The following is a 25,841-nucleotide window of genomic DNA, read 5'->3' as shown; positions in this document are numbered from 1 at the left end:
TGTTATATACTTATCAAAATGAAAAGGTTAGATAAATGAAAGGACAGTACATATTAGCCATATATGTACTGTCCCTTCGTATATAATATTTAAACTCTATTGTGGAAAATGTTACTGCAAGAACAATTTCCTCCATATGAATCGATGTCTTTCCTTACAATCAATAATCTAAATGCTTATTTTTTTGAAATGACAGTAAACATCCCTGTCATGTTTGGTGAGTAATCTTTAAAATCGTATTTTTCATAGAACGATTTTTTACCCTGTGATGCAAACAAACCAACAAATGCCTTATCTGGGGCATTTTGATTTAAGTATTCAACCAAAATATACATTATTTCTTTCCCAATACCATTTTTCTGATAATCTGGATGAACCACTATATCTTGAATATAGAAATAGATAGCCCCATCGCCAACAATTCTCCCCATACCCACAATTTGCTCATTATCCTTGACTGTTATGCAGTAAATAGAATTCTTCAGTGATGTTTCCGCTACTTCAAAATTCATATAATTAGACCATCCGACAGAATCGCACAAATATTTGTACTCTTCCAATGTTGGAATGTTATTTTTAAACTCATATTTTTTCAAAATGTATCCTCCAAGTCCTCAAATTCAACAAGTATAATAAATTCGACATTTTTTTATCTATTCCTCTTACGCAACTGAATTCCCTTTACCTATTGAATTTAGTACAGTTTCCTTATTTGTATTAATTTATAAGAGTTTAGGGAAGAAATATAAAAAATGATCTGGTAAAAAAAGGGAGTGGAAATATGAGTGATGAGAAAAAATATACAGTGGTAGGTACTGATGTCGAGGAAGTAAAGCGTTTAAACAAAAATTCAGGGTTAACGTATAACCAAGTGAAGGAATTGTTAGCGAAGCAAATGCAAAAAAGAAATGATTAGATTGAAATAATTAAGCTTTTCATTTAGCATTTTTTTAGAGAGGGTTAAGTAATAGATAACTCTCTTTTTTCAATATGAAAAATCTACTACGGAGCAACAGTTTAAAAATAGACGTTCTCCTAAAATATAGAGTTGATAAAGTAGTTTTTAGAAAAGCATTAGATGAAAAAATCCGACAATAAAAAAGAAAAAAGGATTCTTCCCAATTAGTAAGAAAGATTGTCTATAGAAGCTCATAAAATGTAATAGTATTACAATGAATAAGTATGTGTTGTAATATATCCAATTTCCATCCATTGAAGGGGGAGGTTAAATCTTAATGAATGAAGTGAAAAATTTTTTTCGAAGTAGAGGGTTTCAACGGTTTCTCGTTTTAATAATATTAGCGCTTGTATTATATGGATTAAAAAGTATGATCAATTTGATATTAATTACGTTTATACTGACATTTTTAATGGATCGATTTCAACGTTTTATTTCAAAGAAATTGAAAGTGAATCGAAAAATTGTTATCGCATGTTTGTATATAATATTAGTTTCCTTTATAGGCACTACATTGTATAAATATTTACCTGTGCTAACGATACAAATTTCACAATTGATTTATCAATTTAAGCTATTTTTTCAAAACCCACCTGATAATGAGATCATTAAATATGCACTTTCGACAATTAATGGAATGGAAGTATCAAAATATATAGAACAGGGTGTAGATGTCATCTATCAATCGATAGCGAATATAGGGAAGGTGAGTTTACAAATATTATTGTCTCTAATATTAAGCTTATTTTTCTTATTAGAAAAAGAGCGTATTATTACATTTACTTCTAAGTTTAAAGAGAGTAAGCTAAAGATTTTTTATGAGGAGATTGCATATTTTGGCGAAAGGTTTGCAAGATCGTTCGGTAAAGTAATTGAAGCGCAATTTTTAATTGCAGTTGTAAATTGTATTCTTACTGTCATTGCATTGATTGTTTTAGGATTTCCGCAGCTTCTCGTATTAGCTGTTATGATTTTCTTACTAGGGTTGATTCCTGTTGCTGGCGTAATCATTTCACTGTTTCCACTTTGTATCATTGCCTATAACGTAGGCGGGGTTATGTACGTTTTGTACATACTAGTATTCATTACAATAATCCATGCTCTTGAAAGTTATTTTTTAAATCCAAAATTTATGTCTGCAAAAACGAATTTGCCTGTCTTTTATACATTTATGATTCTCATCTTTTCAGAGCATTTCCTCGGAATATGGGGGCTTATTATCGGGATACCGATCTTTATCTTTTTATTAGATGTACTTGACGTAAATAATGATAAATCGATTAAAAGTAATAAGTGATAGAAATAACCGATGTTGTCTTTTGGGGAAAACATCGGTTATTTCTTATTTTTTCTTTGGAGGAGGTAGTTTTATAAATTTATTTGCAATTAAAGCTATAATAACAGCAGTAAAAATAAACACCGCGATTATGCCAACCCCAATACCTGCCCATCCTCCTATAAGGAAGATACTTATCGGTATTGCTAACAAGCTTAAAATAATAAGAATCAACCCGAGATTCTTATCATATTTTTTGGTTGGAAATAATGTTCGGATGATTAAAAAGAGAAAAAGTATTAATGCCGCTACAGCTAGTAAGAGGATTACTCTTGTCAAAGAATCATTCATGAAATCACTCCTTTTTATCCCGCATTAACTGTCCGTAAACGCCCGATTGGTGCGGGCTAATAATCAGTGGGGGATGAACAAAACCCCCACTGATTAAAGTTTCACTTTATTATAGATAATATTACCGTTTAAATTGAGGGGGAACTATAAAAATATAAAAAAAGCAATCCAATATAAATCGGATTGCTTTTTTGATTGAAAAATATGATTAAAGAACAGGAGCCATTGTTTCTTTCAATACTTGAACAGAGTGATCGAATTTTAATTCTTCTTCTTCACTTAATTCAACTTCTAAAATTTCACGAACGCCTCCGCGGTTTAAGACAGCAGGTACGCCAATATAAACATCTTGTTGACCGTATTGACCTTCAAGGTATGCTGATACAGTTAATACGCTGTTTTCATTGTTTAAGATTGCTTTCGTAACACGCAGCAGTGACATGCCGATGCCGTAGTATGTAGCACCTTTTCGTTCAATAATGTGGTAAGCTGCATCACGAACGTTTATGAAAATATCATCCAAATCTTTTTGGTTATATGTGTTGTCTTTTTCAAGAAGCGTTTCTAGCTTTTGAATGCCAATTGATACATGGCTCCAAACTGGAAGTTCTGTATCACCATGCTCTCCGATAATATAAGCATGGATGTTATGCGGTCCAATATCGAAGTACTCGCCTAACATATAGCGGAAACGAGCAGAATCAAGAGTTGTACCAGAACCGATTACGCGTTCTTTCGGTAATCCAGATTCTTTCCAAGTTACGTAAGTTAAAATATCTACAGGGTTCGTTGCGATTAAGAAGATACCGTCAAAGCCGCTATCCATAATGCTACGAACAATTTGCTTGAAAATTTTAGCGTTTTTCTCAACTAAGTCTAAGCGTGTTTCACCCGGCTTTTGTGGTAATCCAGCTGTAATTACAACAAGATCTGCATCTTTACAATCTTCATAACTACCTTTCCAAACCTTTGTTGGAGCTGGTGCGAAAGGAACCGCATGGCTTAAGTCCATTGCTTCTCCTTCAGCTTTTGCTTCATTTACATCCACTAAAACAAATTCTTCAGCTACAGCTTGGTTAATCATACAGTAAGCATAACTACATCCAACTGCCCCTGTTCCTACTAATACAACACGGTTAATCCCGTTTTTCATTTCAAAATTCCTCGCAATTTCATTAATTTTATTATGTAAGATAATACGTCTTACTTCTGAAGTTTCATATCTATTTTATTACATTTTATAAAAGATATTCAAGTAATTGAAAATGTATCCGCTCAATTACTTTAATGAAACATAGGAATCCTGTTAAACGAATATAATTCAGTAAAATCCTTCATAAAAGGGGAATTGGCATGGGGAATCCATTATCGATGGAAGAAATGCTTCAAATTATTCATGAAGGGCTTGCCAAAACAAATAACCCCAAACGGATTACAATTGCCGGTGCAGGAATGTCTGGATTAGTTACAGCATCTTTATTAAAAGAAGCTGGGCACGAGGTAACGATTATAGAAGCAAATAACAGAATAGGTGGCAGGGTGTATACGATTCGTGAACCATTTAGCTCAGGGCTATATTTTAACGCAGGCCCTATGCGTATTCCGGATACTCATGATTTAACTTTAGCCTACATTCGTAAATTTAAACTACCGTTAAACATTTTTATTAATAAAACTTCTTCAGATGTAATTTATACGAATAACAAAAGAACGAGATTGGATGTGTTTGAAAAGGATCCAAGTGTACTTGAATATCCAGTTTTAGATAAAGAAAGGGGGAAAACGGCAGAAGAATTAATGTTAGAGGTATTGGAACCGATACTTAATTATATTAAGAAAGATCCTGATAAAAACTGGATTATTGTTGAAAAAAAGTATAAAACATATTCGCTCGGTTCATTTTTAACCGAGTATTATTCAGATGGGGCAATAGATATGATTGGAGTACTTCTTGATATGGAAGCATATATGGGAATGTCTTTAATTGAAGTATTACGCGAAATGATCTTTTTCACTTCAACGACGAAATATTATGAGATAACGGGCGGGATGGATGCATTAGCAAATTCATTTTTACCAGAGCTAAAGGATAATATTTTTATGTCGTATAAAGTAGAAAAAATTATACAGGAAGATAATAAAGTAATGATGCAAGTAACACATGAACAAACGTTAAATTCATGTATAGTAACTGGTGACATCGCTATTGTCACAATTCCATTTTCAGCTTTGCGATTTGTAGAAGTCCAGCCATATTATTTATTCTCCTATTATAAAAGACGGGCAATTCGTGAATTGAATTATATTGCAGCGACTAAAATTGCGATAGAGTTCAAAAGTAGATTTTGGGAAAGAGCGGGGCAGTGTGGTGGGAAATCTATTACGGATTTACCGATACGTTTTACATATTATCCGAGCTATGGCATTCAGACACCAGGGGCAGCTATCATTATAGCAAGCTATACGTGGGCAGATGAAGCGTTAACGTGGGATAGTCTCTCGCATAGAGATCGTATTCGTTATGCATTGAAAAATTTAGCGCAAATTTATGGGAATGTGGTTTATAGTGAGTATGTTGCGGGAGAATCTTTTAGCTGGAGTCAAAATCCGTATTCTTGCGGAGCATTTACAGCTTTTGAACCAGGGCAAGAGCTTGAATTGTTTCCATATATTACGCCGCCAGCGGGTAGAGTGCACTTTGCAGGAGAACATACGACATTAACACATGGATGGATGCAGGGAGCAATCGAGTCTGGAATTAGAGTTGCTCATGAAGTGAATGGAAAATGAAACGATAATCTAGCAGTTTTGTTTACAAATAGGTATTCTTTTAATAAAATGATAAATATAAATCGTAATAATTACGCTTTGAAGAAATTTGAAGTAGAGAAATGGATGGTCGGTCAAATGAGTAAAGTAGAAATTCATATATTAGGTGGTTTTTTAGGTAGCGGAAAATCAACATTGCTGCAAAATTTATTATTAGCAGAAAAGAAGAAAAATCGAAAAGTTGCAGTTTTGATGAATGAAATCGGTGAATACTCGGTAGATACAGATATTATTGGAAAAGAGAATGTGTTAAAGGAACTTCTGAAAGGATGTATTTGTTGCACGTTAAAAGAAGAGCTTGAAATACAATTACATTCTTTATATCAACAGGAAAGACCAGATGTAATTTATATTGAAACAACAGGCGTCGCACATCCAATTGAAGTGTTAGATGCATGTGTATCACCAATTTTAGCTCCTTTCCTTGAAGTGAAATCTATAGTAGTCGTATTAGATGCAGTAAGATGGCTAAACCGAAGTATATTAAGTGCAAATGTACAGCAGCTATTACATGAGCAAATGAAATATGGAAGTCATATTCTCATTAATAAATCAGATTTATTAACAGAGGAAGATAAAAATAAAGTATTTGAAGATGTAAAAGCAATAAATAATCATGCGAAGTTGTATGAAACAAAGTATTGTAATATATCTTTAAAGGATATAGAAGAAGCTGAATTTATGAGTGATGGAGAACACGAGACACTTCATGTTAAACAGCATTTACATATACAAACGATGACGTATCAATTTACGAAATCGATTGATCAAGACAAATTATATGAATGGCTTTCGAATTTACCAGATAGTATTTATCGAGTGAAAGGTTTTGTGAAATTCCATGGAGATAAATACCCTCATCTATTCCAATATTCGTTTGGGGTACCGACTTTATTGGAGCAAGATTTTGGTTTCCCGACAAACTTGGTAGTAATAGGGGAAGGGCTAGATAAGAAACAATTGGTTGAAGGGTTAGAGAAGGTCGAAAATAATTAATCTATTTTTCTAATCGTTTTTAGGTAAGCTGCAAATAATTGACTTAATAACTTAAGTCAATTATTTGCAGCTTTTTGCGTGATGATTATTGTAGTGAAACAGTAATTTCATTTGAACAACCGAATATATATTGATTGTATGTCCGTTTCCATTTAATAGGAAGGTGATTATAGATTTATGCCGAATGTAGAGGTTACTACAAAAGTTTTCCATTACCAATTTTAAAGTCATGATTACGGACAAGGGAATTTGGCGTGTTTGATTCTATCAGAAAGTAAAGTATGGGGAGGATCCCAATGTCGATGAAAATACGTAAATGGCTAAGAACGGTGGTTACTGGTTGTGTTTTAGGGTCATTGTTAGTAACAGCGGCTTGTTCAGGAAAGAAGACAAGTACAGAAGATGAAAAAACGATTAAGGTAGGGGTTCTTGCTTCATTAACAGGTCCATTAGAATCTTATGGAAAACAAACGGTAAATGGATTTGAATTAGGGTTAGACTATGCAACTGGTGGAACAGGGAAAGTAGAAGGAAAGAAGATTAAGTTTGTTGTAGAAGATACAGAAACGAAAGCAGATGTAGCAGTTAAAAAGGCTACAAAATTATTAGAAGAAGAGAAAGTTGATTTTTTAGTCGGATCGTCTAGTTCAAGTGATACATTAGCAGTATTACCACTAGCTGAAGAATATGAAAAAATTATGGTTGTAGAACCGGCAGTTGCTGATAGTATTACCGGGAAGAACTGGAATAAATATATTTTTAGAACAGGAAGAAACTCTTCACAAGATGCGATTGCAGGGGCTGCCTCAATTGCTAAAAAAGATGTAAAGATTGCGACGTTTGCTCCAGATAATGCTTTCGGTCGTGAAGGAATTGCAGCATTTAAAGCGGGAGCGAAGAAATTAGGTGCGAATATTGTAAACGAGCAATACGCGGATACGAATTCAACGGATTTCACTGCGAATATTCAAAATATTATTAGCTCAAAACCAGACTATTTATTTATCGTTTGGGCAGGTGCGAATTCACCATGGAAACAGTTGAAAGATATGAATGTGGAAGCGCAAGGGATTAAAATTTCTACTGGTGCACCTGATATACCAGCATTAAAAACGATGGATGCGCTAATAGGGATGCAAGGGTTTTCCGTTTATTATCACTCACTTCCAAAGAATAAGGTGAACGATTGGCTAGTAGAAGAACATAAAAAACGGTTTAATGGTGCTGTTCCAGATTTGTTTACAGCAGGAGGAATGTCAGCAGCAATTTCTATTGTCGAAGCTTTAAAGAAAACGAAGGGCGATACAGATGTAAATACACTTATCAAGAAAATGGAAGGGATGGAATTTGAGACACCGAAAGGAAAGATGAAATTTAGAGAGAAAGATCACCAAGCATTACAGACATTGTATTCTATAACATTGAAAAAGCAAGAGGGGATTGATTATCCAGTACCAGTGTTAGAGCGAGAATTAACAATGAAAGAAACAGAACCGTCTGTTCAAAATAAATAGACTGAATTTTCTGTCGTTATGTATAAAGAGGGGATACCCTCTTTATACTTATTTCTTTCATAAACATGGCTTTCAGTGGGAGGGATTTCATGACACATCTGTTAGAGACGAAAAATCTTTGTGTATCTTTTGGGGATCATCATGTTATTAAGGATGTTAATTTAACGGTACAAAAAGGAAAGCTCATTTCAATAATTGGACCGAATGGTGCTGGAAAGACAACACTATTCAATTTATTAAGTGGGCAAATTTATCCGACGAAAGGTGAAGTTTATTTTAAAGGGCAGGATATTACAAAATTATCAATTTCAGATCGAACGCGTTTGGGGATTGGTCGTTCTTTTCAGCTGACAAATATTTTTCCAGAGCTAACAGTACTTGAAAATGTGCGTTTAAGTGTTCAATCGTTTGTTCAGGATTATTATAGTTTCTTTCCGAATGCAGCCAAGTTAAAGCAGCAAACTGGAGAAGCGAGACGTCTTTTGAAGACAGTACTCCTTCACGAGAAAGGAGACGTATTAGCTAAAGACTTAGCTCACGGAGAAAAAAGAAAACTAGAACTTGCTATGTTGTTAGCATTAAAGACAGATGTATTACTACTAGATGAGCCGACAGCAGGTATTTCAGTTGAGGAAGTTCCGGCTATATTACAAGTAATCGAAAATATTAAAAAGAATCCAGATAGCACAATCGTACTTATCGAACACAAAATGGATATGGTGCTAGATTTATCAGATCATCTTATCGTTTTATTTCATGGTGAGTTATTGGCTGAAGGATTGCCGGAAGAAATGATGAAAGATGAGCGTGTACAAAGTGCTTATTTAGGGGGATTATATAGTGGCACTACTACAGGTGAATAATATAGAGACGTATTTAGATCAGTTTCATATTTTACAAGGAGTGTCTCTTTCGGTTGAGAAGGGAACGATTACAGTATTGTTTGGAAGAAATGGTGCTGGAAAAACAACAACATTGCGTTCGATTATGGGATTTCACCGGATAGCAAATGGTGAAATTTATTATGATAGTGCACAAATAAATGGATTATCTACACATTTAATTTCAAGAAAAGGTATAGGTTATGTACCAGAGAATCAAGGGATTTTTCATGATTTAACAGTAGAAGAGACATTTGCACTTGCTAGGGGAAAAGTAGAAAAAGAATCTGAAGAGAAAATAGATTGGATGCTAGAACTATTTCCAGACTTAAAACAATTTTGGCATAAGAAAAGTGGGCTTTTAAGTGGAGGACAAAAACAAATGTTGGCTATTTCAAGAGCATATATTAATAGTGATGGACTACTGCTTATTGATGAGCCGAGTAAAGGATTGTCTCCAATTATGATAGAAAAATTAATGATAGCTATTTTGAAAATGAAGGAGAAAACGACAGTTTTACTTGTTGAACAAAATTTTATGATGGCTAGTCAAATCGGGGATTATTTTTACATTATGGATAATGGGCGCATTGTGCATAATGGTTTTATGAATGCACTGCGAGAGGATAAGGAAACATGTCATAAATATTTAGGCATTTCTTAACATTGATACGGGGGGATAGAACGTGGATGTGTTAATTAACTTATTTGTAAACGGCGTTTCGACAGGGATGCTTATTTTTTTATTAGCGTCTGGTCTATCACTTATTTTCGGTTTAATGAGCGTACTAAATTTTGCGCATGGCGGTTTATTTGCATGGGGAGCATTTACAGGCGTTTGGTTATTCAATATGACAGGTAGTTATGTATTAGCACTAATTGGAGCAGTCGCTATGGGGATGTTTCTCGGTTTCATTTTAGAAAGATTTCTTATCAGGCCAGTGTATGGAAACCATGTCCGGCAGCTTCTCGTTACACTCGGAGGTATGCTCGTTCTTAGTGAGTGCATCAAAATATTTTGGGGACCTAATCCAATTGCTGCAAAATTACCGTTATGGCTTCAAGGAAGTTTTACATTTGGAGGAGTTATCTTAATAAAATATCGCCTATTCGTTATTTTAATCGGGATACTAATTTACATCGCTTTACTATTACTGCTGAAAAAAACAAAGATAGGGCTAATGATTCGCGCTGGTGTAATAGATAAAGAGATGGTTCAAGCTCTCGGAATTAACGTAAAAGCGATATTCTCGTTTGTCTTTTTATTAGGAGCGGGGATGGCAGCATTAGGTGGTTTCCTACTAGCGCCATATTCAGGAGTTATTTTCGCTGAGATGGGTATGCAGTATGCAATTTTAGCCTTTATAGTAGTTATCATTGGAGGATTAGGTAGTGTACAAGGTTCAGCGATAGCGTCATTAATAGTTGGATTAGCCGGTGCTTTTACAGCGTATTATGTGCCAGATTTATCTCTAGCAATCAATATGTTAATGTTACTATTTTTCTTAATAGTGAAGCCAACTGGACTTGTTGGTGAAAAGGGGTGAAACGGTGAACAGCACATCGGATCGAATTAAAGTATACTTTGGAGTTTTTATGCTCATTTGTTTAAGTGTATTTCCATTCGTAAATGATTCACGGAGCTTGTTAATTTTGTTCACTCAAATCTTCATCTTCGCTATTTTCGCTATGAGCTTTGATGTTCTACTTGGATATACAGGCATTGTCTCATTCGGTCATTGTATGTTCTTTGGAATAGGAGCGTATGGTGTGGCACTCTTATTTGACCGGCAAGGGGTGTCTATAACGAACTTTTTTATAGGAATATCAGCCGCAATTATTATATCAGCCATCGTTAGTTATATAATTGGTATGCTTTCATTACGTTTGAAAAGTCATTTTTATGCAATGTTAACGCTCGCTATTTCCCAGCTGTTTTTTGTACTTGCTGAAAAATGGCGTTCACTGACTCATGGAGGAGATGGATTTACATTTGGTGTACCAAATATATTCCGTGATCGTTTTACGTTTTATTATGTAACACTTATATGTTTAATCATTATTTTCATTTTGTTACGTCTTTTCACAAAATCTTCAATTGGGAAAGTATTAAAGGCAATTTCACAAAATGAACAACGAGTTGAAGCGCTTGGGTATAAAGTTCTTCATTATAAAATTATCGCAAGTGTAGTGGCAGGAGTAGTAGCGGCGATTAGCGGTGGTTTATTCGTCATCACATTACGCTTTGTAAATACGACTGTATTTTCGATTGAAATGACGTTAAATGCATTATTGATGACAATGATTGGGGGAGTTGGAACGTTAATCGGAGCCATTGCAGGAGCTGGGATTATTGAATCACTAAAATATTATTTATCAGAACTAGCGACAGAATATCCGATTTTTGAAAGATGGACGATTATTCTAGGTTTATTATACATTATCGTATTATTAGTTTTTCCAAAAGGATTAGTTGGAACGATTAAGAAGTTGAAGAATTTTAAAAGAAGTAAGAAGGAGAAGAGTACAGGGGTGGAGCAGAACGTGTGAAATAAGTCTTCAAGATGAAAAGGGATGTCCTAGTAGTTAAACATATTAACTAGGTAACATCCCTTTTTATTTTATTAAGCAGATAGTATATGAAGGTTATATTAGCGATTCGAAAAGGGATATCTATTTACCCGTAAAATACGAAAAGTGTAGCCTCTTTATTAATTAAATAGTTCACCAGGAATCGCTTTTTCTAAGTCTCGAGTTGTAAAGAAGTTAATAGGTAGTTTTTCAACCGCGACATTTTCAACTGGAACTAATTTATCATTTCTAATCGGTAAAAAAGCTATCCCATTTCCCTCAACAATAAACTCTTCAATAAGCGAATAAGAATCTAACTGTTGAAGTTGATGCTGGGATAGATTTTTTTCTTTTAGAAATTGTATTGTCATATTTCTAAAAGGGCACTTTTTATCGTTACTAACAAAGAAAAGTTCTTTTGAAAAGTCAATGTTACACTGTTCTTTCGCTTTTAATAAGCCTACAGAAATTGAAGTGGTGAATACTTTTTTAAACGCTGCGTCGGGATAATCCTCATAAGTTATGACCATATCAACTTTTTGTTGCTGTAGTAGTTTTTGTAAATGGCTACTACTTTCTATATATATTTGATAATTCCTGAAATTTTCTTTAATACGCATACTTAAATAATTAGTCAAAATAGATTGTGACGTCGCTATTACATAAGAAGAAGTACTTGTTTTAATTTCATCTTTCGCTTCTTCTAAAAGAGCTAATATTTTATTCGTGTAGTCTAATAAAATGTCACCAGAAGGTAACAGGGAAACACCTTTGTTATCTCTATGTAGTAAAGGTGTTTCTAATTCTTGTTCTAATTTTTTGATTCGCTCAGTTACATTTGGTTGTACATAGCCTAGCTCTTTAGCAGCTTTACTAATAGATCCTTCGTTAGCTACAGTTTTAAATATGATAAGATCATTTATTTCCATTCATTTCAGCCCCTTATACGGTATCATTATAAATGATACCAAACATAATTTATACCTATTTTACGTCAGCCAATCATCGGTTTATCATTATGTATATAAGATCGAAAGTGAGTGATAATCATGATTGGAATGCAATATAAGGTCATTTTACCAAAGGGTTATGACATGGAGATTATTAAAAAAAGGGTAAAGGATAATGGGTTTAAAACTGATGGTTTTCAAGAACTAAATTTTAAGGCTTATTTAATTACTGAGACAGGTAAGTATGGGAATTTCTATAACTGTTATGCACCTTTATATATGTGGAATGGTCATAAAGGGATGAACAAATTTATATTCGAAGGGTATTACGATAATATTTTGCAATCGTTTGGGTGGCAACAAATAAATATAGGTGTTCCATTAGTTGTTAATTTAAGTAATGATTTTAGAAAAAGTAGATATGCTGTTGAATATGTAGGAAGTATTTCTCAAAGTAAATCGCTGATTGGGACGCAATTAAATAAAGTAAATGAAAATGTGCAAAACATAGAAAAATGTTTAGGAAATGTAATAGTTTATAATCCGGATAAGTGGGGATATAGTCAATTCAGTTTTTATAAGGAAAAGCCTGAAATAGATGTAATGGACGATGTTATTATTTATGAGATTTTACATATTTCACGATGATATGTTGTTGAATGCTAAATTAAGAAAAAGGAATGAAAATGTATGCCTTTTGTGAACGTTTATTATCATGAAAATATATTAAATAAAGAAGAGTTGAAAAAGATAGGTGAATGTATCCATCTTTCATTAATTGAACATTTTAACATCCCTGAAAATGATTGTTTTCAAATGTTTTTACCTTATCAACGAAATCAATTTTTGTATAATCCATATTATTTGTTGGAAAGAGGAGAAATGAGAACTGAGAATATGATTCATGTTTCTATTACATGTGGACCTGGAAGAACAGTACAACAGAAAAAAGGTTTGTATCAATCTATATCCTTCGAAGTTTCGGAATGTTCCAACGTAAAAGTTACTGACATTTTTATTACATTACATGAGACAGCTGCTGAAAACTGGTCATTTGGTCAAGGGATGGCACAATTGGTAAAAATGAAGGGAGCAAAATGATGAATGAACCAATTGAATTTTATATTCCAAAGAAAATGAGAGAAATAGCACCTGTATTTTCTCATTATAGTGAAGAGATATTATTTGAGGAAGTGTGGCGGGATGCCGCTTTAACATTAAGAGAAAGAAGCTTATGTACATTGTCGGCACTAATCAGTCTTGGTAATACAGAACAATTACCATTTCATCTGAAGCTAGCTAAACAAAATGGGATAATGGAGAATGAATTAGTTGCATTAATAACACATATGGCTTTTTACGTTGGTTGGCCAAAAGCTGTGGTAGCTTTAAATATAGCAATGAATGAAATGGAAAGTTAAGAATAATGATTTTGGGAGGTATTTTTAACATATTTCTACTTGCATTACTATCACTTGAGTGGTAAAGTGATAGTAAGATCAGCGCTAGGAAGTGATGAAACATGCGTGAAAATACGATAGGATCATTAATATGGTTACGCCTAATACGATTTACGAACCAAAGTAATCAAATGTCAAATGAGTTTTTAAAACGTTTTGATTTAACGACAGCTCAATTTGATGTACTTTTGCAAATACGGACTTATCAGCCATTAACACAAATGGAGTTAGCAGAAAAGGTTACCGTTACACAAGGCGGTATTTCTCGAATGTTAACACGTCTTGAAAAAGAAGGATATATTATACGAAAACAAGATTGGAAAACGAAAACAATTAGTCTTACAGAGCAAGGGGAAGCGGCTTTAGAAAGAGCATTGCCAGAGCAACTTGCATTTCAATCATCATTTTTTGATGATGTATTAAATGAAGAAGAGCAGAAAATACTATACGAGTTGATGACAAAAGTTCATAAGCATAGTGAAAAAAAAGAATTACCGAATGAGTAATTTTTTTTACTCAATCAATTGACTAATCAAGTGATAAAGAGGAGGAAGTTTTATGTATACAATTCCAGGACATCACCACATTTCTATGGTGACTAAAAATGCGAAAACGAATAATAATTTTTATCGAGATGTTTTAGGATTACGCCGAGTGAAAAAGACAGTCAATCAAGATAATCCATTTATGTATCATTTGTTTTATGGCGATTTAACAGGGAGTGCCGGAACTGAATTATCATTTTTTGAAATGCCGAATGTAGGAAGAACAATCCGTGGCACAAATGCAATAACGCAAATAGGTTTGCTCGTACCTTCAATAGAAAGCCTTACATTTTGGAAGAAACGTTTTGAGTCGCTTCAAGTGGCGCATGGAGAAATTACAACTTACGCCAGCCGAGACGCACTGCACTTTGAAGATCCAGATGGCCTACGGTTAGTGCTACTAAATAATAACGGTGAAGAGGTGCCTGAATATTGGACTGCATGGGATGACTCTTCTGTAGAGCAGAATCATCGTATTTTAGGTATGGGAACAGTTGAAATGACAGTGCGCAGTTTAAATAAATTATCAAAAACATTAACAGGTTTATTTGGTTATAAAGAAGTATCTCGTTCAGACGATGAGGGAATTTATCAATCTATTGCTGGTCAAACTTTTGGAGAAATTTTGGTGAAACAGCAAGAGGGAGAAAGTGAAAGACCTGGAAAAGGAAGTATTCATCATTTAGCTATTCGTGTGAAAAATGATGAAGAGCTGAGTTATTGGAATGAAGCGGTGAAAGATAAAGGGTTCCAATCAACAGGGATCATCGATCGCTTTTATTTTAAAAGTTTATATTTCCGTGAGTCAAATGGAATTTTATTTGAGATTGCGACGGATGGGCCAGGATTTACTGTAGATTCAGCAGTTACTGATTTAGGAAAAGAGCTGGATTTACCACCATTTTTAGAAGAGAGAAGAAAAGAGATTGAAGAGAAATTAATACCACTTGATTAAAAGGGAGAGGACAACTATGGAACAATACCGTATTGATATAAGTAAAGGAATTGAATTTGGATTATATTCAATTGGAGATCACATTTTAAATCCGCATAATGGTTCGAAAATAAGTGCAGAAAAAAGAATTCATGAACTAATTGAAACAGCTAAGTTAGCAGATGAAGCTGGACTTGATGTGTTTGCTGTCGGTGAAAGTCATCAAGCGCATTTTACAACGCAAGCTCATACAGTTATTTTAGGAGCTATTGCACAAGCTACGAAAAATATTAAAATCGCGAGTTCTGCAACAGTATTAAGCACGTCAGATCCGGTTCGTGTATATGAGGATTTTGCTACAATCGATTTAATTTCTAATGGTCGTGCGGAAATCGTTGCTGGTCGTGGATCTCGTATTGGGGGATATAGTTTACTGGGTTACGATGTAAATTATTATGAAGAACTATTTGAAGAGAAGATGGATCTTTTATTAAAAATAAATAAAGAAGAAAGTGTAACATGGAAAGGGCAGTTTAGAACGCCGCTTGAACATGCGACAATTATACCGAGAGCTAAAAATAACAATATGCCAATTTGGCGTGCTGTTGGAGGGCCACCTGCTAGTGCAATTAAGGCAGGACACGCAGGTGTACCAATGATGCTTACGACACTTGGTGGCCCAGCTGTTAATTTTAAAGTTTCGGTGGATGCATATCGTGAAGCTGCTGAACAAAGTGGTTTTGATCCAGCAACATTACCAATTGCTACAACAAGTTTATTTTATACAGCAGAAAATTCACAAGATGCACTTAGTGAATATTATCCTCATATTCATGCTGGTATGCTTGCACTACGTGGTGGTGGGTATCCAAAACAACAATTTACTAATGCAATAGATTATCGTGACGCGTTAATGATTGGTAGCCCGCAACAAATTATTGAAAAAATGCTGTATCAACATGAGTTATTTGGACAACAACGTTTTATGGCACAAATTGATTTTGGCGGTGTACCATTTGATAAGATTGAGAAAAACATCGAATTAATTGCAACTGAAATTATGCCGGCTGTTAGAAAGCACATAGCAAAATAATTGAAAAATACCGGGAGTCTAGCTGACTCTCGGTATTTTTTATGTTAATTCAGTTTTGAAAAATGACGAAAAAATGAATTTTTAGTCTAAAAAAGGAAAGGATTTTTCTATTTGTGAATAACAATATTCTTAATTTGAATTTTGTAAATATATTTTTCTCTTGACAAAAATATAGCGTATTTTCAGGTTTGATTCGAGGACATTTTTTAAGGGGAAAGTCAAGCGTATGAAGAGAAAAACGTAATAATAATTGATATAAGAGTCTGTTGTATGTTTGAAAAACAAGTTTTTAAAATGTGAGAAATCTAATTCAAAAAAATTACAAAAGACATATTTCAGACAAAATCCTGTCAATAATACGTCAAAAATCACCTGAATTTATTATGTAAGTATATTATACAATTCGATTAACGAATAAAACACTACTGAAATAGTGAAAAGGTAAATCGTATGAAGAAAGTTCTTTTGTAATTATCTAAAAAACTGACAATCTATATTTTCAGAAAGTACATAAACGAATTTATCTTTTTGTATTTCCAAATGATTGAATTGTTCGTTATGAAGTGAATTCAATCGATATTACGATATAAAAAATTATGAAGGAAGTGAATTTAGCATGGAAACGCTCGAATTGGCACGAATACAATTTGCATCTACAACGATTTTTCATTACTTTTTCGTTCCGCTATCTATTGGTTTAGCTTTTATCATTGCGTTAATGCAAACGTTGTATGTGGTAAAGGGACAAGAAGTTTATAAGAAAATGACAAAGTTTTGGACACAAATATTCCTTGTTAACTTTGCAGTAGGTGTTGTAACAGGTATTTTACAAGAATTTCAGTTTGGTATGAACTGGTCAACATATTCACGTTTTGTTGGTGATGTTTTCGGACCGTCACTGGCAATTGAAGGTTTATTAGCATTTTTCATTGAGTCTACATTCCTAGGTTTATGGGTATTCGGTGAGGATAAACTTCCGAAGCGAGTTCACCTTTTATGTATTTGGCTCCTTTCAATAGGAACAATGTTATCAGCATTTTGGATTTTAACTGCAAGTGCATTTATGCAGTCCCCGGTAGGATATGAAATGGCTGCAGATGGACGTGCGCAGATGAATGATTTCTTGGCGATTATTCAAAATCCACAACTATGGGTGCAATTCCCGCATACAATTACAGCGGCACTTGCAACAGGCGCATTCTTTATTGCTGGTGTTAGTGCATGGAAAATTGCAAAACAACAAGAGACTGAGGTGTTTAAGAAGTCTTTCCGAGTTTCTATCGTTGTTGGAACAATTTCAACAGCATTGGTATTGTTTTTCGGTCATGCACAAGCACAAAATTTAATTAAGACACATCCAATGAAAATGGCAGCAGCTGAAGCGCTATGGAATACGAGTGAGGATCCAGCGCCATTTACAGTATTTGCGAAAATTGATACAGAGAAGAAAGAAAATTCGTTTGAAATTCAAATTCCTTATATGTTAAGTCTATTGTCATACGATAAATTTAGCGGTCAAGTTGAAGGAATGAATCAAATTCAAAAACAATATGAAGAAAAATATGGACCTGGGGATTATATTCCGCCAGTACATACTATGTTCTGGAGTTTTAGAGCGATGGTAATGAGTGGAACATTCATGCTTCTTCTAGGAGTGTACGGCTGGTTCTTATCAAGAAAAGATCGTTTAGCTGAAAAAACTTGGTATTTAAAATTAATGGTATATGCAATTGCACTACCGTTTATCGGAAATACAGTAGGTTGGATTATGACTGAAATGGGACGTCAGCCTTGGGTTGTCTTCGGTGTTATGAAAACAGAAGATGCAGTATCTCCAAACGTTACATTTGGAGAAGTATTATTCTCTCTTGTTTCATTCACATCATTATATGTAATTATTGGAGGCATTACTGTTTACTTATTCGTTCGTATCATTAAAGGACATGCGAATAAGAAAACGAAAAAGGATTATCAAAGCCATGATCCATTTGATAAGGAGGAAGAGTATGTTATCTCTTAATGAGTTATGGTTTCTAATTATTTCAACCTTATTCGTTGGGTTCTTTGTACTTGAAGGTTTCGATTTTGGTGTAGGAATCGTTTCAAGGTTTTTAGGCAAGAATGATTTGGAAAAGCGAATATATTTAAATACAATTGGACCGTTTTGGCACGCAAATGAAGTATGGCTTGTTTGTGCTGGTGGTGCAATGTTTGCGGCATTTCCGCACTGGTATGCAACTTTATTTAGTGGGTTCTATATTCCGTTTGTGTTTATGCTTCTTGCTTTAATTATAAGAGGCGTTTCCTTTAAATTCCGTGCGAAAATAGAAAACCATAAGTGGAAAAGTTTCTGGGATTGGGGCATGTTTATTGGAAGCATGCTACCTCCTATACTTTGGGGAGTTGCGATCGCAAACTTTATGACAGGTGTACCAATTGATGAAAGTAAAAATATGGTAGGCGGATTTATGAAATTACTTCACCCATTTGCGTTACTTGGAGGAGTTATGTTTCTTCTTCTATGTATTGTTCATGGTTTGCAATTTCTTACTATACGTACAACAGGAAAATTACGAGAACGCGCACGTATTGCCGCGACAAAGATTGCACCTTTTGCATTAATAGCACTTCTTGTTTTTGCAGGTGTAGGGTTATGGAAAACAGATATTTTCACCGCACATGGTTCAGAGTGGCTAATGGTTCCGATTGGAGCTTTTGTAGCGCTATTTGTTTCTACTTTATTAAATAAAAGAAGAAGAGATGGTTGGGCTTTCTTTATGACGAGTTTAACAATCATTTTGCTAAGTGCAAGTGTGTTCATCGGTATGTTCCCGCGTGTCATGATTAGCTCATTAGGAGCGGTGAATGATTTGACAATTTATAATGCGGCATCAGGACCTTATGCATTAAAACTGATGAGCTATTTTTCTCTTGCTATTTTACCGTTTGTTATCGGTAGTCAAATATGGAGTTTCTATGTATTTAGACAACCTGTTAAGTCAGACAAAGATTTGGAGTACTAATGAAAAGAAAAAGAGGACTTCCGTCGTATCCTGGTAGCCGAGTTTTATATGTAACTTTAACCTTTATTAGCATTTTAGAGGCGTGTAGTATTATTGCACAGACAGTGTTTTTAGCACGAGCAATCACATTTTTATTTCATGGAGAAACAGTGCAAGCTGTGCTAAATGAAACTGTTTATTTTGGGATTACGTTTGCAGTACGTCAAATGTTGGTGCGAACATCGCAAATATTGGTTGAGCGTTTCGCTGAAAAAACAGGATTGGCATTACGTAAACAAATAATAGAAGCATATTTTACATTAGGGCCGAGATTTGTCCAAACGAATGGAACGGGTCATTTGGTTACTTTATCGATTGAAGGCATAGAGAAATTCAAAACATATATTGAATTGACAATTCCTAAAATGATTAGAAGTAGTATCGTACCAGGACTAATTGTTCTATATGTTTTTACACTGGACATTAAGTCAGGAATCATTTTAGTTGTAACGATTCCTATTGTGATTATATTTATGATCCTTTTAGGATTAGCAGCGCAAAAAATGGCGGATAGCCAATATGAAACATATCGTGTACTTTCTAATCATTTTGTAGATACATTAAAAGGGTTAGAAACATTAAAGTATTTAGGGAAAAGTAAACAGCACGAAGGAAAGATTGAAAAAGTAAGTAAACGATATAGAAAAGCAACGATGCGTACTTTGCGAGTTGCTTTTCTTTCTTCTTTTGCATTAGATTTCTTTACGAGTTTATCAATTGCATTTGTAGCAGTTGGGTTAGGGATACGGTTAATAGATGGGACAATTATACTGTTACCAGCTCTTACGATTTTAATTTTAGCGCCGGAATATTTTCTGCCGATTAAGCAAGTTGGAGCGAATTATCATGCTACATTAGATGGACAACTTGCAATGGAGCAAATAGAAGAAATTCTACAGAAACAAAAAGAAATAGAAAAGAAGGATTCAAATGTAGATATAGTATGGAATTCTTCTAGTAGCTTGAAATTACAAGATGTAAAAGTAAATAATGATGAATCTGAAAAGGCTATATTAGAGGGAATTAATTTTACTTGGCAAGGTAACGGTGCTATAGGCATTATTGGTGAAAGTGGGGCAGGGAAATCAACGCTAATCGATGTGTTAGCAGGATTTCTAAATCCGTCAGGTGGAAATATGATTGTAAATGGTGTGGAAATTGACGCATCTACTCGAGAAGATTGGCAAAAAAACATTGCCTATATTCCGCAACAACCTTATATTTTTCCACTTTCGTTAAAAGATAATATTTGTTTCTATGAAGCGAATACACTTGATGAAGAAGTTGAGAGAGTTATAAATGAAGTGGGCCTTCGTTCGCTAGTTGCATCATTACCACATGGGATGTACGAAAGAATTGGAGAAGGTGGACGTATGCTTAGTGGCGGACAAGAACAACGTGTCGCTATGGCACGTGCACTTTTAAGTAAAAAGCCAATTATTTTATTAGATGAACCTACAGCACATCTTGATATTGAAACTGAATTTGAAATAAAGCAATCGATGTTACGTCTGTTTGAAGGTAAGTTAGTATTTCTTGCAACGCATCGTCTGCATTGGATGAAGCAAATGGATCATATTCTTATTTTAAATAAAGGGGAAATTAAAGAAAGTGGAACATATGAAGAACATTTAAAGAATGAGACATTACATTTTCATAGGGAAGAGAGGGGAGAGCGATGAGTAATTGGATTAAGCCTTATATACAGCAAAATAAAGGTAGAATGACTTTGACTATTTTCCTGGGGCTTCTTGGAGTTAGTTCGGGTGCGATGTTACTTTTTATTTCAGGTTATTTAATTTCTAAATCTGCTCTCAGACCAGAAAATGTAATGGCTGTATATGTTCCTATTGTCGCAACGCGTGCATTTAGTATAGGACAAGCGGTCTTTCATTATTTAGAGCGTTTAGTTGGGCATGATGTTGTACTACGTATATTAGAAAAAATGAGAACGAAACTATATAGAATTGTAGAACCACAGGCGTTATTTTTCCGCTCACGCTTTCAAACTGGTGATGTACTAGGTGTATTGTCTGAGGATATTGAACATTTACAGAATCTATATTTACGAACAATATTTCCTAGTATATTAGCGCTAGTTGTATATAGCATCTTCGTACTTGTTATCGGTGCATTTGATTTAGTATTTGCACTTATTGCAGGCTGTATGTTAGCTATTATCGTTTTTCTTCTTCCGGTTGTATCACTGCTTTTAATGAAACGACATCATATTGCTTTGAAGCAAGGGAGAAATCGTTTGTATCAACAATTGACAGATGTAGTATTTGGGTTATCTGATTGGCAGGCGAGTGGTAGAAAAAATGAATTTATTAATGCGTATGTAGAGCAAAATGATCAATTGTTAAAAACGGAGAAGAGAGTGAAACGCTGGTATCATATTCGAGACAGTCTCATTCATTTAGTAGTAGGGATTGTAGTTATTTCAATGATTATATGGACTGGGAATGAAGCGTCAAGTGAACAGATTGCACCTACAGTTATCGCGGCTTTCGTATTAATGACTTTATCTGTAACGAATGCGCTTATTCCTATTTCAGATGCCATCGATCGAATCCCATCGTATGTAGAATCTGCTCATCGTCTTAATCGTGTAGAAAGTGATAGTGTTTTACATGATGAAATGGATTTGCATGGAGATAAAGATTACGTTGCACCAAAACATGTAGATATTGAACTGAATCATATATCGTATAGTTACCCAGATAGTAACGAGACTGTATTAAAAGATGTATCGTTACAAATAAAAGCAGGAAAGAAAATTGCTATTTTAGGTAGAAGTGGGACAGGGAAATCTACTTTACTAAAATTGTTAACAGGGGCGTTAAGTCCGGTAAATGGCCAAGTTTTATTGAATGGTGAACAAGCTCATACGAATCTTTTATCCAAATATATTTCTGTGTTAAATCAAAAGCCACATTTGTTCGATACGACAATTGGAAATAATGTGCGAATTGGTAAACCAGAGGCGAATGATGAAGAGATATGGAAAGCTTTAGAGAAAGCACAATTAGCCCCGCATATCACTTCTCTTCCAGGTGGATTGCAAACAAAAATGCATGAAATGGGAAAGAGGTTTTCTGGCGGAGAAAGGCAAAGGGTAGCATTTGCAAGAACCCTTATGCAAGAAACACCAATCATTGTACTTGATGAACCGACTATCGGTTTAGACCCTAAAACGGAATTAGCCTTAATAGAAACAATGTTTTCTGCAACAGAAGAAAAGACTGTTATTTGGATTACACATCATCTTGTAGGAATGGAACATGTAGATGAAGTTATTTTCCTTGATAGTGGTCAAATCGCTATGCAAGGTAGCCATGAACAGCTACTGAAAGAAAATGAGAAATATCGTAGGTTATACGAGCTTGATAAAGGTATATAAGAATGACATGCAAAAAAACACAAATTCTTGATAGTTCAAGGTTTGTGTTTTTGTATTTGTGGTGAAATCATATAGGTCGTATAAGCTACTTGATCATGAATTGGTTATATATTGTTAGAAAGGGTGTTTAAAACCTATCCTTTCAAGGCAATACTTGAGCCATAGTGAATGGATTGTTGGAAGGCGTGATTATATGTTTGAAGAGGATGGCATTGTTTTAATTCTGGAGCCTGCTGATGAGCGGAATATGAGGAAATTTATTTTTACAGTACCGAAGTCGGTTTATGAAAAAAAAGAGATTTTATTACATTACGGAACACCTTTAGGCCAAGGATATACGGACATTATAGAAGATATTATTAGTGTACATATAGACATAGATATTGTAACAGTAATAGGGCATGTGAGAGGATAAAGAGAAACTTTAATTAGTGGGAGTCATACTGACCTTGAAAACAGACGTACTTAAAATAAGTATGTCTGTTTTTATATTTAAATGAAGATAGTTTCGAGGTGCATGTTGAACAGGAAAATAATGATTTTTCTAGAATATATAAAAGGAAGATTAAAAAATAAGATATGATGTGATAAGGTGTATAAGAAGAAAACAAAGTGTTTATAAATGAATAAAAGTATGGAAAATATTTGGGAGGTCAAAATGAAGTTTACAAAAACACTGTTACTTTCAATTGTAGTTTCAATTGGTTTGATGGGATGTTCGTTAGTAGAGGAAGGGAAGAACTCTATAGACTATGCTCAAAAAGCGACAGACTATGTAAATGAAATAAGTGCATTTGCAAATGAAGCGCCAGCATTAGCTGAAAAGGCTGTTAATGATAAAGAAGCTCGAAAAGAACTAGAAACGAAACTTACTGAAATTAAACAAGATATACCAGCTTTTAATGAATTAACACCACCGGATGTAGCGAAGGATCTTCACCAGCAAATCGTCGGGTATAATGAAAAGTTAAATACATTAATTGATACCTCTATGCAAAAGATAGAGGAAGGGAAGATGAATGTAGAGCAGTTTAAAAACTCTGAGCTTATGCAGACGATAGAACAAGTTCAGGATTTGAAAGATAAGGTTCAAAATTTAGGGCAATAATAAAAAGATCCGTTATCATAAACGGATCTTTTATTATTGTATACAATAGATGATTACACCAATGACAATAATAATGTTGCCAATGATTTTTCGTTTCGTTATTTTCTCTCCTAGGAAGTACCAACTAAAAATTAAAATGATAATATAACTTAATGATTCTAATGCAGATGCTTGCTTTAATGCCAAGCCCTTTAAGGCGATCACATTTAATCCGGCATTAATTACAAATAAAAAGTAGCCGATGATAACATAAGGATTCACATATTCTTTTATTTTAGAATCGTATTGTTGTAAAGTAGCCTTTTTTAATAATATTTGTGAGTAATTGGCTAAAATTATCCCGAATATCAATAATAACATATAACTATTCATCTTTTGTCACCACCACAATTCCGACGATAATAATAGCTGCGCCAAGTATGTGATTCCACTGTATCGTATCTCCAAATAGGAATACTGACCAAAGCATTGACCATAGTATTATAATTCCACGGTGTGAATATGCTCTAGAAATTTCAAAATTCTTAATGACTTGTTGCCATAGAATTGCGTATCCGAATAAAAGTACAACAAGTCCGAAGTAAGCAATAAAAAATGAAATTGATGCAATAGGGAATTGAGCTGCCCATTTCATGTAGACCATAATGATAGAATATATCAAGAAGGCCACATGTAAAAATACATAGTTTTTAATAGTTGGTTTCATATATTCACTCTCTTTTACTTTATATACACGTATGTAAACTCGATGTATATAATCAATAGCTTCTTATTATATATAAGGCATATTGAAATGATTTTTGTTTATTTCTTCACATTCCAAAATATATAGTATCATGTCTTCTAATGTAAAACAATAGAAGGCAATATGTAGCTTTAGAGCTGAAATAGAGGTAGTAGAGTTAGATTTTCCACTGTTCTATAATTTGTATCGTTTTATTTGTTGCATCCATCTCTACTTGAATACCTATTGGCAAAGTAATCATGGGATGAGTATGACAACAGTCAAAATCGGCTAGAAAAGGAAGTTTTTGATTTTGTAATACTTCTAATAATATTTCGTAAGGTTTTCTATTTGTACCACAATCATCAAATTGCTCATGTTTTCCAAGGATGATACCTGAAACTTTATCAAAAACGCCGTTAATTTTAAGTAATGAAAAACTTCTTTCGATAGTAGCTGCATCTTTTGAGCTATCTTCAATAAAGAGAATATCACCTTCTTGAATGTTTGGCATATAAGGGCTGCCCCAAATACCTTGTAAAGTGTTTAAATTCCCACCAATAATACGTCCAGTAGCTTTTCCACCTATTACTGAAATCCAATTGTTCGGTCGAAGATCTTTTTCTTTCGTTTTTTCTTCCCAATTAATCAATTCATCTGACCAAAATAACGGCTGGTTTATGTTGTAAGGAAGGTGTTGATCAGTTAATAAAGTATCCGCAAAATATTTGTATGTGCAATCTACGAAAGGCTCAAATTCACCAAAAGAAGGAACGAGTGCTGGACCATAAAATGTAGGAATTCCTGTTTTTGCATAAATTCCTAGTAATAATGCTGTTGCGTCTGAATAGCCAATCATTATTTTAGAGTTTTTTTGAAAAGAAGCATAATCAATATAAGGTAATAATGAATTTGAATTCATTCCCCCAATTGTCGACATGATACAAGAAACGTTAGGGTTTCTAATTAATTCATTTAGTTCCTCAGCGCGATCTTTAATGCTCCCTGAACGATAGTAATCATATTGACCTGTTAGTGAACCTTCTAATATATGAAATCCTTTTTTTTGTAAGTATAATTTTGCTCGCTCAAATCTCTTTGGAGAAGTATGGGCTACTGGTGAAGAGGGAGAGTAGATGCCAATTGTATCGCCATATTTTAATGCTTTTGGAAGTATCATTTGTAT

At 34.1% G+C, this 25,841-nt stretch carries 28 protein-coding genes; 21 read left to right on the top strand and 7 right to left on the bottom strand.

All coding sequences use genetic code 11. From position 1 onward, the window contains the following. Window positions 1-176: 176 nt before the first annotated feature. Complete coding sequence (locus tag CDB3_RS14880) at window positions 177-596, bottom strand: GNAT family N-acetyltransferase (protein WP_128855029.1); 420 nt, start codon at window positions 594-596, stop codon at window positions 177-179. Window positions 597-781: 185 nt separating this feature from the next. On the opposite strand from CDB3_RS14880, the gene CDB3_RS32400 reads away from it, so the two are divergent. Together CDB3_RS32400 and CDB3_RS14875 are read left to right on the top strand one after the other, a co-directional pair. Further along, window positions 782-916 (top strand): hypothetical protein, encoded by a 135-nt coding sequence (locus CDB3_RS32400; protein WP_002118339.1) that lies wholly within the window; start codon window positions 782-784, stop codon window positions 914-916. 319 nt (window positions 917-1,235) lie between these two features. After that, window positions 1,236-2,255: an AI-2E family transporter gene (locus tag CDB3_RS14875; RefSeq protein WP_128855028.1), complete on the top strand. Its 1,020-nt coding sequence runs from the start codon at window positions 1,236-1,238 to the stop codon at window positions 2,253-2,255. Between the two features lie 45 nt (window positions 2,256-2,300). Here the strand turns inward: CDB3_RS14875 and CDB3_RS14870 are convergent, their stop codons facing one another. Both CDB3_RS14870 and CDB3_RS14865 read right to left on the bottom strand, forming a co-directional pair. Further along, a complete protein-coding gene (locus CDB3_RS14870; RefSeq protein WP_128855027.1) occupies window positions 2,301-2,585 on the bottom strand; it encodes a YesK family protein in 285 nt (94 codons plus the stop codon). 208 nt (window positions 2,586-2,793) lie between these two features. Next, window positions 2,794-3,738 (bottom strand): L-lactate dehydrogenase, encoded by a 945-nt coding sequence (locus CDB3_RS14865; protein WP_128855026.1) that lies wholly within the window; start codon window positions 3,736-3,738, stop codon window positions 2,794-2,796. A 200-nt stretch (window positions 3,739-3,938) separates the two neighbouring features. Between CDB3_RS14865 and CDB3_RS14860 the strand changes: the two genes are divergently transcribed. The 7 genes from CDB3_RS14860 (at window position 3,939) to CDB3_RS14830 (ending at window position 11,355) form a co-directional block, all read left to right on the top strand. Continuing rightward, entirely contained in the window at window positions 3,939-5,375 is a 1,437-nt protein-coding gene (locus tag CDB3_RS14860; RefSeq protein WP_128855025.1) for a flavin monoamine oxidase family protein, read from the top strand. A 117-nt stretch (window positions 5,376-5,492) separates the two neighbouring features. Continuing rightward, window positions 5,493-6,410, top strand: coding sequence for a CobW family GTP-binding protein (locus CDB3_RS14855; RefSeq protein WP_179139707.1), 918 nt, complete (start codon window positions 5,493-5,495; stop codon window positions 6,408-6,410). A 296-nt stretch (window positions 6,411-6,706) separates the two neighbouring features. Continuing rightward, complete coding sequence (locus tag CDB3_RS14850; RefSeq protein WP_128855023.1) at window positions 6,707-7,924, top strand: substrate-binding domain-containing protein; 1,218 nt, start codon at window positions 6,707-6,709, stop codon at window positions 7,922-7,924. A gap of 89 nt (window positions 7,925-8,013) precedes the next feature. Beyond that, window positions 8,014-8,787, top strand: a complete 774-nt coding sequence (locus CDB3_RS14845) for an ABC transporter ATP-binding protein (RefSeq protein WP_128855022.1) — start codon at window positions 8,014-8,016, stop codon at window positions 8,785-8,787. After that, complete coding sequence (locus tag CDB3_RS14840; protein ID WP_128855021.1) at window positions 8,765-9,469, top strand: branched-chain amino acid ABC transporter ATP-binding protein; 705 nt, start codon at window positions 8,765-8,767, stop codon at window positions 9,467-9,469. The genes CDB3_RS14845 and CDB3_RS14840 overlap by 23 nt, the downstream gene beginning before the upstream one ends. 22 nt (window positions 9,470-9,491) lie before the next feature. Further along, complete coding sequence (locus CDB3_RS14835) at window positions 9,492-10,352, top strand: branched-chain amino acid ABC transporter permease (RefSeq protein ID WP_128855020.1); 861 nt, start codon at window positions 9,492-9,494, stop codon at window positions 10,350-10,352. A gap of 49 nt (window positions 10,353-10,401) precedes the next feature. Beyond that, on the top strand, window positions 10,402-11,355 hold the full coding sequence (locus CDB3_RS14830) for a branched-chain amino acid ABC transporter permease (RefSeq protein ID WP_128855096.1): 954 nt from the start codon (window positions 10,402-10,404) through the stop codon (window positions 11,353-11,355). A gap of 161 nt (window positions 11,356-11,516) precedes the next feature. Here CDB3_RS14830 and CDB3_RS14825 read toward each other — a convergent pair whose 3' ends face one another. Further along, the gene (locus tag CDB3_RS14825; RefSeq protein ID WP_128855019.1) at window positions 11,517-12,305 is read right to left on the bottom strand and encodes a LysR family transcriptional regulator; all 789 of its coding nucleotides are present in this window, start codon (window positions 12,303-12,305) and stop codon (window positions 11,517-11,519) included. Between the two features lie 120 nt (window positions 12,306-12,425). On the opposite strand from CDB3_RS14825, the gene CDB3_RS14820 reads away from it, so the two are divergent. The 12 genes from CDB3_RS14820 (at window position 12,426) to CDB3_RS14765 (ending at window position 23,931) form a co-directional block, all read left to right on the top strand. Beyond that, entirely contained in the window at window positions 12,426-12,974 is a 549-nt protein-coding gene (locus CDB3_RS14820; RefSeq protein ID WP_128855018.1) for a DUF4865 family protein, read from the top strand. Window positions 12,975-13,016: 42 nt separating this feature from the next. Further along, complete coding sequence (locus tag CDB3_RS14815; RefSeq protein WP_128855017.1) at window positions 13,017-13,427, top strand: tautomerase family protein; 411 nt, start codon at window positions 13,017-13,019, stop codon at window positions 13,425-13,427. Beyond that, complete coding sequence (locus CDB3_RS14810; protein WP_256869825.1) at window positions 13,424-13,747, top strand: carboxymuconolactone decarboxylase family protein; 324 nt, start codon at window positions 13,424-13,426, stop codon at window positions 13,745-13,747. The genes CDB3_RS14815 and CDB3_RS14810 overlap by 4 nt, the downstream gene beginning before the upstream one ends. A gap of 101 nt (window positions 13,748-13,848) precedes the next feature. Next, window positions 13,849-14,292, top strand: coding sequence for a MarR family winged helix-turn-helix transcriptional regulator (locus tag CDB3_RS14805; RefSeq protein WP_098501106.1), 444 nt, complete (start codon window positions 13,849-13,851; stop codon window positions 14,290-14,292). 52 nt (window positions 14,293-14,344) lie between these two features. Beyond that, window positions 14,345-15,286 (top strand): ring-cleaving dioxygenase, encoded by a 942-nt coding sequence (locus tag CDB3_RS14800; RefSeq protein ID WP_128855016.1) that lies wholly within the window; start codon window positions 14,345-14,347, stop codon window positions 15,284-15,286. Window positions 15,287-15,302: 16 nt separating this feature from the next. Next, on the top strand, window positions 15,303-16,358 hold the full coding sequence (locus CDB3_RS14795) for an LLM class flavin-dependent oxidoreductase (protein WP_128855015.1): 1,056 nt from the start codon (window positions 15,303-15,305) through the stop codon (window positions 16,356-16,358). Between the two features lie 616 nt (window positions 16,359-16,974). Next, window positions 16,975-18,378 carry a cytochrome ubiquinol oxidase subunit I gene (cydA, locus tag CDB3_RS14790; RefSeq protein WP_128855014.1) on the top strand — a complete coding sequence of 468 codons (1,404 nt, stop codon included), beginning with the start codon at window positions 16,975-16,977 and terminating at the stop codon, window positions 18,376-18,378. Beyond that, window positions 18,365-19,381: a cytochrome d ubiquinol oxidase subunit II gene (gene cydB, locus CDB3_RS14785; RefSeq protein WP_128855013.1), complete on the top strand. Its 1,017-nt coding sequence runs from the start codon at window positions 18,365-18,367 to the stop codon at window positions 19,379-19,381. Before cydA ends, cydB begins: the two co-directional genes overlap by 14 nt. Continuing rightward, on the top strand, window positions 19,381-21,102 hold the full coding sequence (gene cydD / locus CDB3_RS14780; protein WP_128855012.1) for a thiol reductant ABC exporter subunit CydD: 1,722 nt from the start codon (window positions 19,381-19,383) through the stop codon (window positions 21,100-21,102). The genes cydB and cydD overlap by 1 nt, the downstream gene beginning before the upstream one ends. Continuing rightward, complete coding sequence (gene cydC / locus CDB3_RS14775; protein ID WP_128855011.1) at window positions 21,099-22,823, top strand: thiol reductant ABC exporter subunit CydC; 1,725 nt, start codon at window positions 21,099-21,101, stop codon at window positions 22,821-22,823. Before cydD ends, cydC begins: the two co-directional genes overlap by 4 nt. Before the next feature lie 193 nt (window positions 22,824-23,016). Continuing rightward, window positions 23,017-23,238 carry a hypothetical protein gene (locus CDB3_RS14770; protein WP_033718184.1) on the top strand — a complete coding sequence of 74 codons (222 nt, stop codon included), beginning with the start codon at window positions 23,017-23,019 and terminating at the stop codon, window positions 23,236-23,238. 243 nt (window positions 23,239-23,481) lie between these two features. Continuing rightward, window positions 23,482-23,931, top strand: coding sequence for a DUF6376 family protein (locus CDB3_RS14765; RefSeq protein WP_128855010.1), 450 nt, complete (start codon window positions 23,482-23,484; stop codon window positions 23,929-23,931). Window positions 23,932-23,964: 33 nt separating this feature from the next. On the opposite strand, the gene CDB3_RS14760 is transcribed toward CDB3_RS14765, so the two are convergent. From CDB3_RS14760 to CDB3_RS14750, 3 genes are all read right to left on the bottom strand, one after another. Then, window positions 23,965-24,303: an EamA family transporter gene (locus CDB3_RS14760; RefSeq protein ID WP_097832475.1), complete on the bottom strand. Its 339-nt coding sequence runs from the start codon at window positions 24,301-24,303 to the stop codon at window positions 23,965-23,967. Continuing rightward, window positions 24,296-24,637, bottom strand: coding sequence for an EamA family transporter (locus CDB3_RS14755; protein WP_070141862.1), 342 nt, complete (start codon window positions 24,635-24,637; stop codon window positions 24,296-24,298). The genes CDB3_RS14760 and CDB3_RS14755 overlap by 8 nt, the downstream gene beginning before the upstream one ends. A gap of 196 nt (window positions 24,638-24,833) precedes the next feature. Further along, complete coding sequence (locus CDB3_RS14750) at window positions 24,834-25,835, bottom strand: S66 family peptidase (protein WP_128855009.1); 1,002 nt, start codon at window positions 25,833-25,835, stop codon at window positions 24,834-24,836. Window positions 25,836-25,841 lie beyond the last annotated feature (6 nt).

This window comes from Bacillus sp. CDB3, from assembly GCF_002081505.1.
Classification (GTDB): domain Bacteria; phylum Bacillota; class Bacilli; order Bacillales; family Bacillaceae_G; genus Bacillus_A; species Bacillus_A cereus_AT.
Note: the sequence above shows the minus strand (reverse complement) of the source record. Positions and strands in the feature narration are given on the sequence as shown.

Bases quoted from the DNA above. Each gene is read 5' to 3' on its own strand.
- CDB3_RS14820 (WP_128855018.1), top strand. From the start codon at position 12,426: ATGATTGGAATGCAATATAAGGTCATTTTACCAAAGGGTTATGACATG.
- CDB3_RS14875 (WP_128855028.1), top strand. From the start codon at position 1,236: ATGAATGAAGTGAAAAATTTTTTTCGAAGTAGAGGGTTTCAACGGTTT.
- cydB (WP_128855013.1), top strand. From the start codon at position 18,365: ATGTTATCTCTTAATGAGTTATGGTTTCTAATTATTTCAACCTTATTC.
- CDB3_RS14800 (WP_128855016.1), top strand. From the start codon at position 14,345: ATGTATACAATTCCAGGACATCACCACATTTCTATGGTGACTAAAAAT.
- cydA (WP_128855014.1), top strand. From the start codon at position 16,975: ATGGAAACGCTCGAATTGGCACGAATACAATTTGCATCTACAACGATT.
- CDB3_RS14760 (WP_097832475.1), bottom strand. From the start codon at position 24,303: ATGAATAGTTATATGTTATTATTGATATTCGGGATAATTTTAGCCAAT.
- CDB3_RS14755 (WP_070141862.1), bottom strand. From the start codon at position 24,637: ATGAAACCAACTATTAAAAACTATGTATTTTTACATGTGGCCTTCTTG.
- CDB3_RS14770 (WP_033718184.1), top strand. From the start codon at position 23,017: ATGTTTGAAGAGGATGGCATTGTTTTAATTCTGGAGCCTGCTGATGAG.
- cydD (WP_128855012.1), top strand. From the start codon at position 19,381: ATGAAAAGAAAAAGAGGACTTCCGTCGTATCCTGGTAGCCGAGTTTTA.
- CDB3_RS14750 (WP_128855009.1), bottom strand. From the start codon at position 25,835: ATGATACTTCCAAAAGCATTAAAATATGGCGATACAATTGGCATCTAC.
- CDB3_RS14795 (WP_128855015.1), top strand. From the start codon at position 15,303: ATGGAACAATACCGTATTGATATAAGTAAAGGAATTGAATTTGGATTA.
- CDB3_RS14855 (WP_179139707.1), top strand. From the start codon at position 5,493: ATGAGTAAAGTAGAAATTCATATATTAGGTGGTTTTTTAGGTAGCGGA.
- CDB3_RS14815 (WP_128855017.1), top strand. From the start codon at position 13,017: ATGCCTTTTGTGAACGTTTATTATCATGAAAATATATTAAATAAAGAA.
- CDB3_RS14810 (WP_256869825.1), top strand. From the start codon at position 13,424: ATGATGAATGAACCAATTGAATTTTATATTCCAAAGAAAATGAGAGAA.
- CDB3_RS14765 (WP_128855010.1), top strand. From the start codon at position 23,482: ATGAAGTTTACAAAAACACTGTTACTTTCAATTGTAGTTTCAATTGGT.
- CDB3_RS14825 (WP_128855019.1), bottom strand. From the start codon at position 12,305: ATGGAAATAAATGATCTTATCATATTTAAAACTGTAGCTAACGAAGGA.
- cydC (WP_128855011.1), top strand. From the start codon at position 21,099: ATGAGTAATTGGATTAAGCCTTATATACAGCAAAATAAAGGTAGAATG.
- CDB3_RS32400 (WP_002118339.1), top strand. From the start codon at position 782: ATGAGTGATGAGAAAAAATATACAGTGGTAGGTACTGATGTCGAGGAA.
- CDB3_RS14870 (WP_128855027.1), bottom strand. From the start codon at position 2,585: ATGAATGATTCTTTGACAAGAGTAATCCTCTTACTAGCTGTAGCGGCA.
- CDB3_RS14865 (WP_128855026.1), bottom strand. From the start codon at position 3,738: ATGAAAAACGGGATTAACCGTGTTGTATTAGTAGGAACAGGGGCAGTT.
- CDB3_RS14860 (WP_128855025.1), top strand. From the start codon at position 3,939: ATGGGGAATCCATTATCGATGGAAGAAATGCTTCAAATTATTCATGAA.
- CDB3_RS14850 (WP_128855023.1), top strand. From the start codon at position 6,707: ATGTCGATGAAAATACGTAAATGGCTAAGAACGGTGGTTACTGGTTGT.
- CDB3_RS14830 (WP_128855096.1), top strand. From the start codon at position 10,402: ATGCTCATTTGTTTAAGTGTATTTCCATTCGTAAATGATTCACGGAGC.
- CDB3_RS14805 (WP_098501106.1), top strand. From the start codon at position 13,849: ATGCGTGAAAATACGATAGGATCATTAATATGGTTACGCCTAATACGA.
- CDB3_RS14845 (WP_128855022.1), top strand. From the start codon at position 8,014: ATGACACATCTGTTAGAGACGAAAAATCTTTGTGTATCTTTTGGGGAT.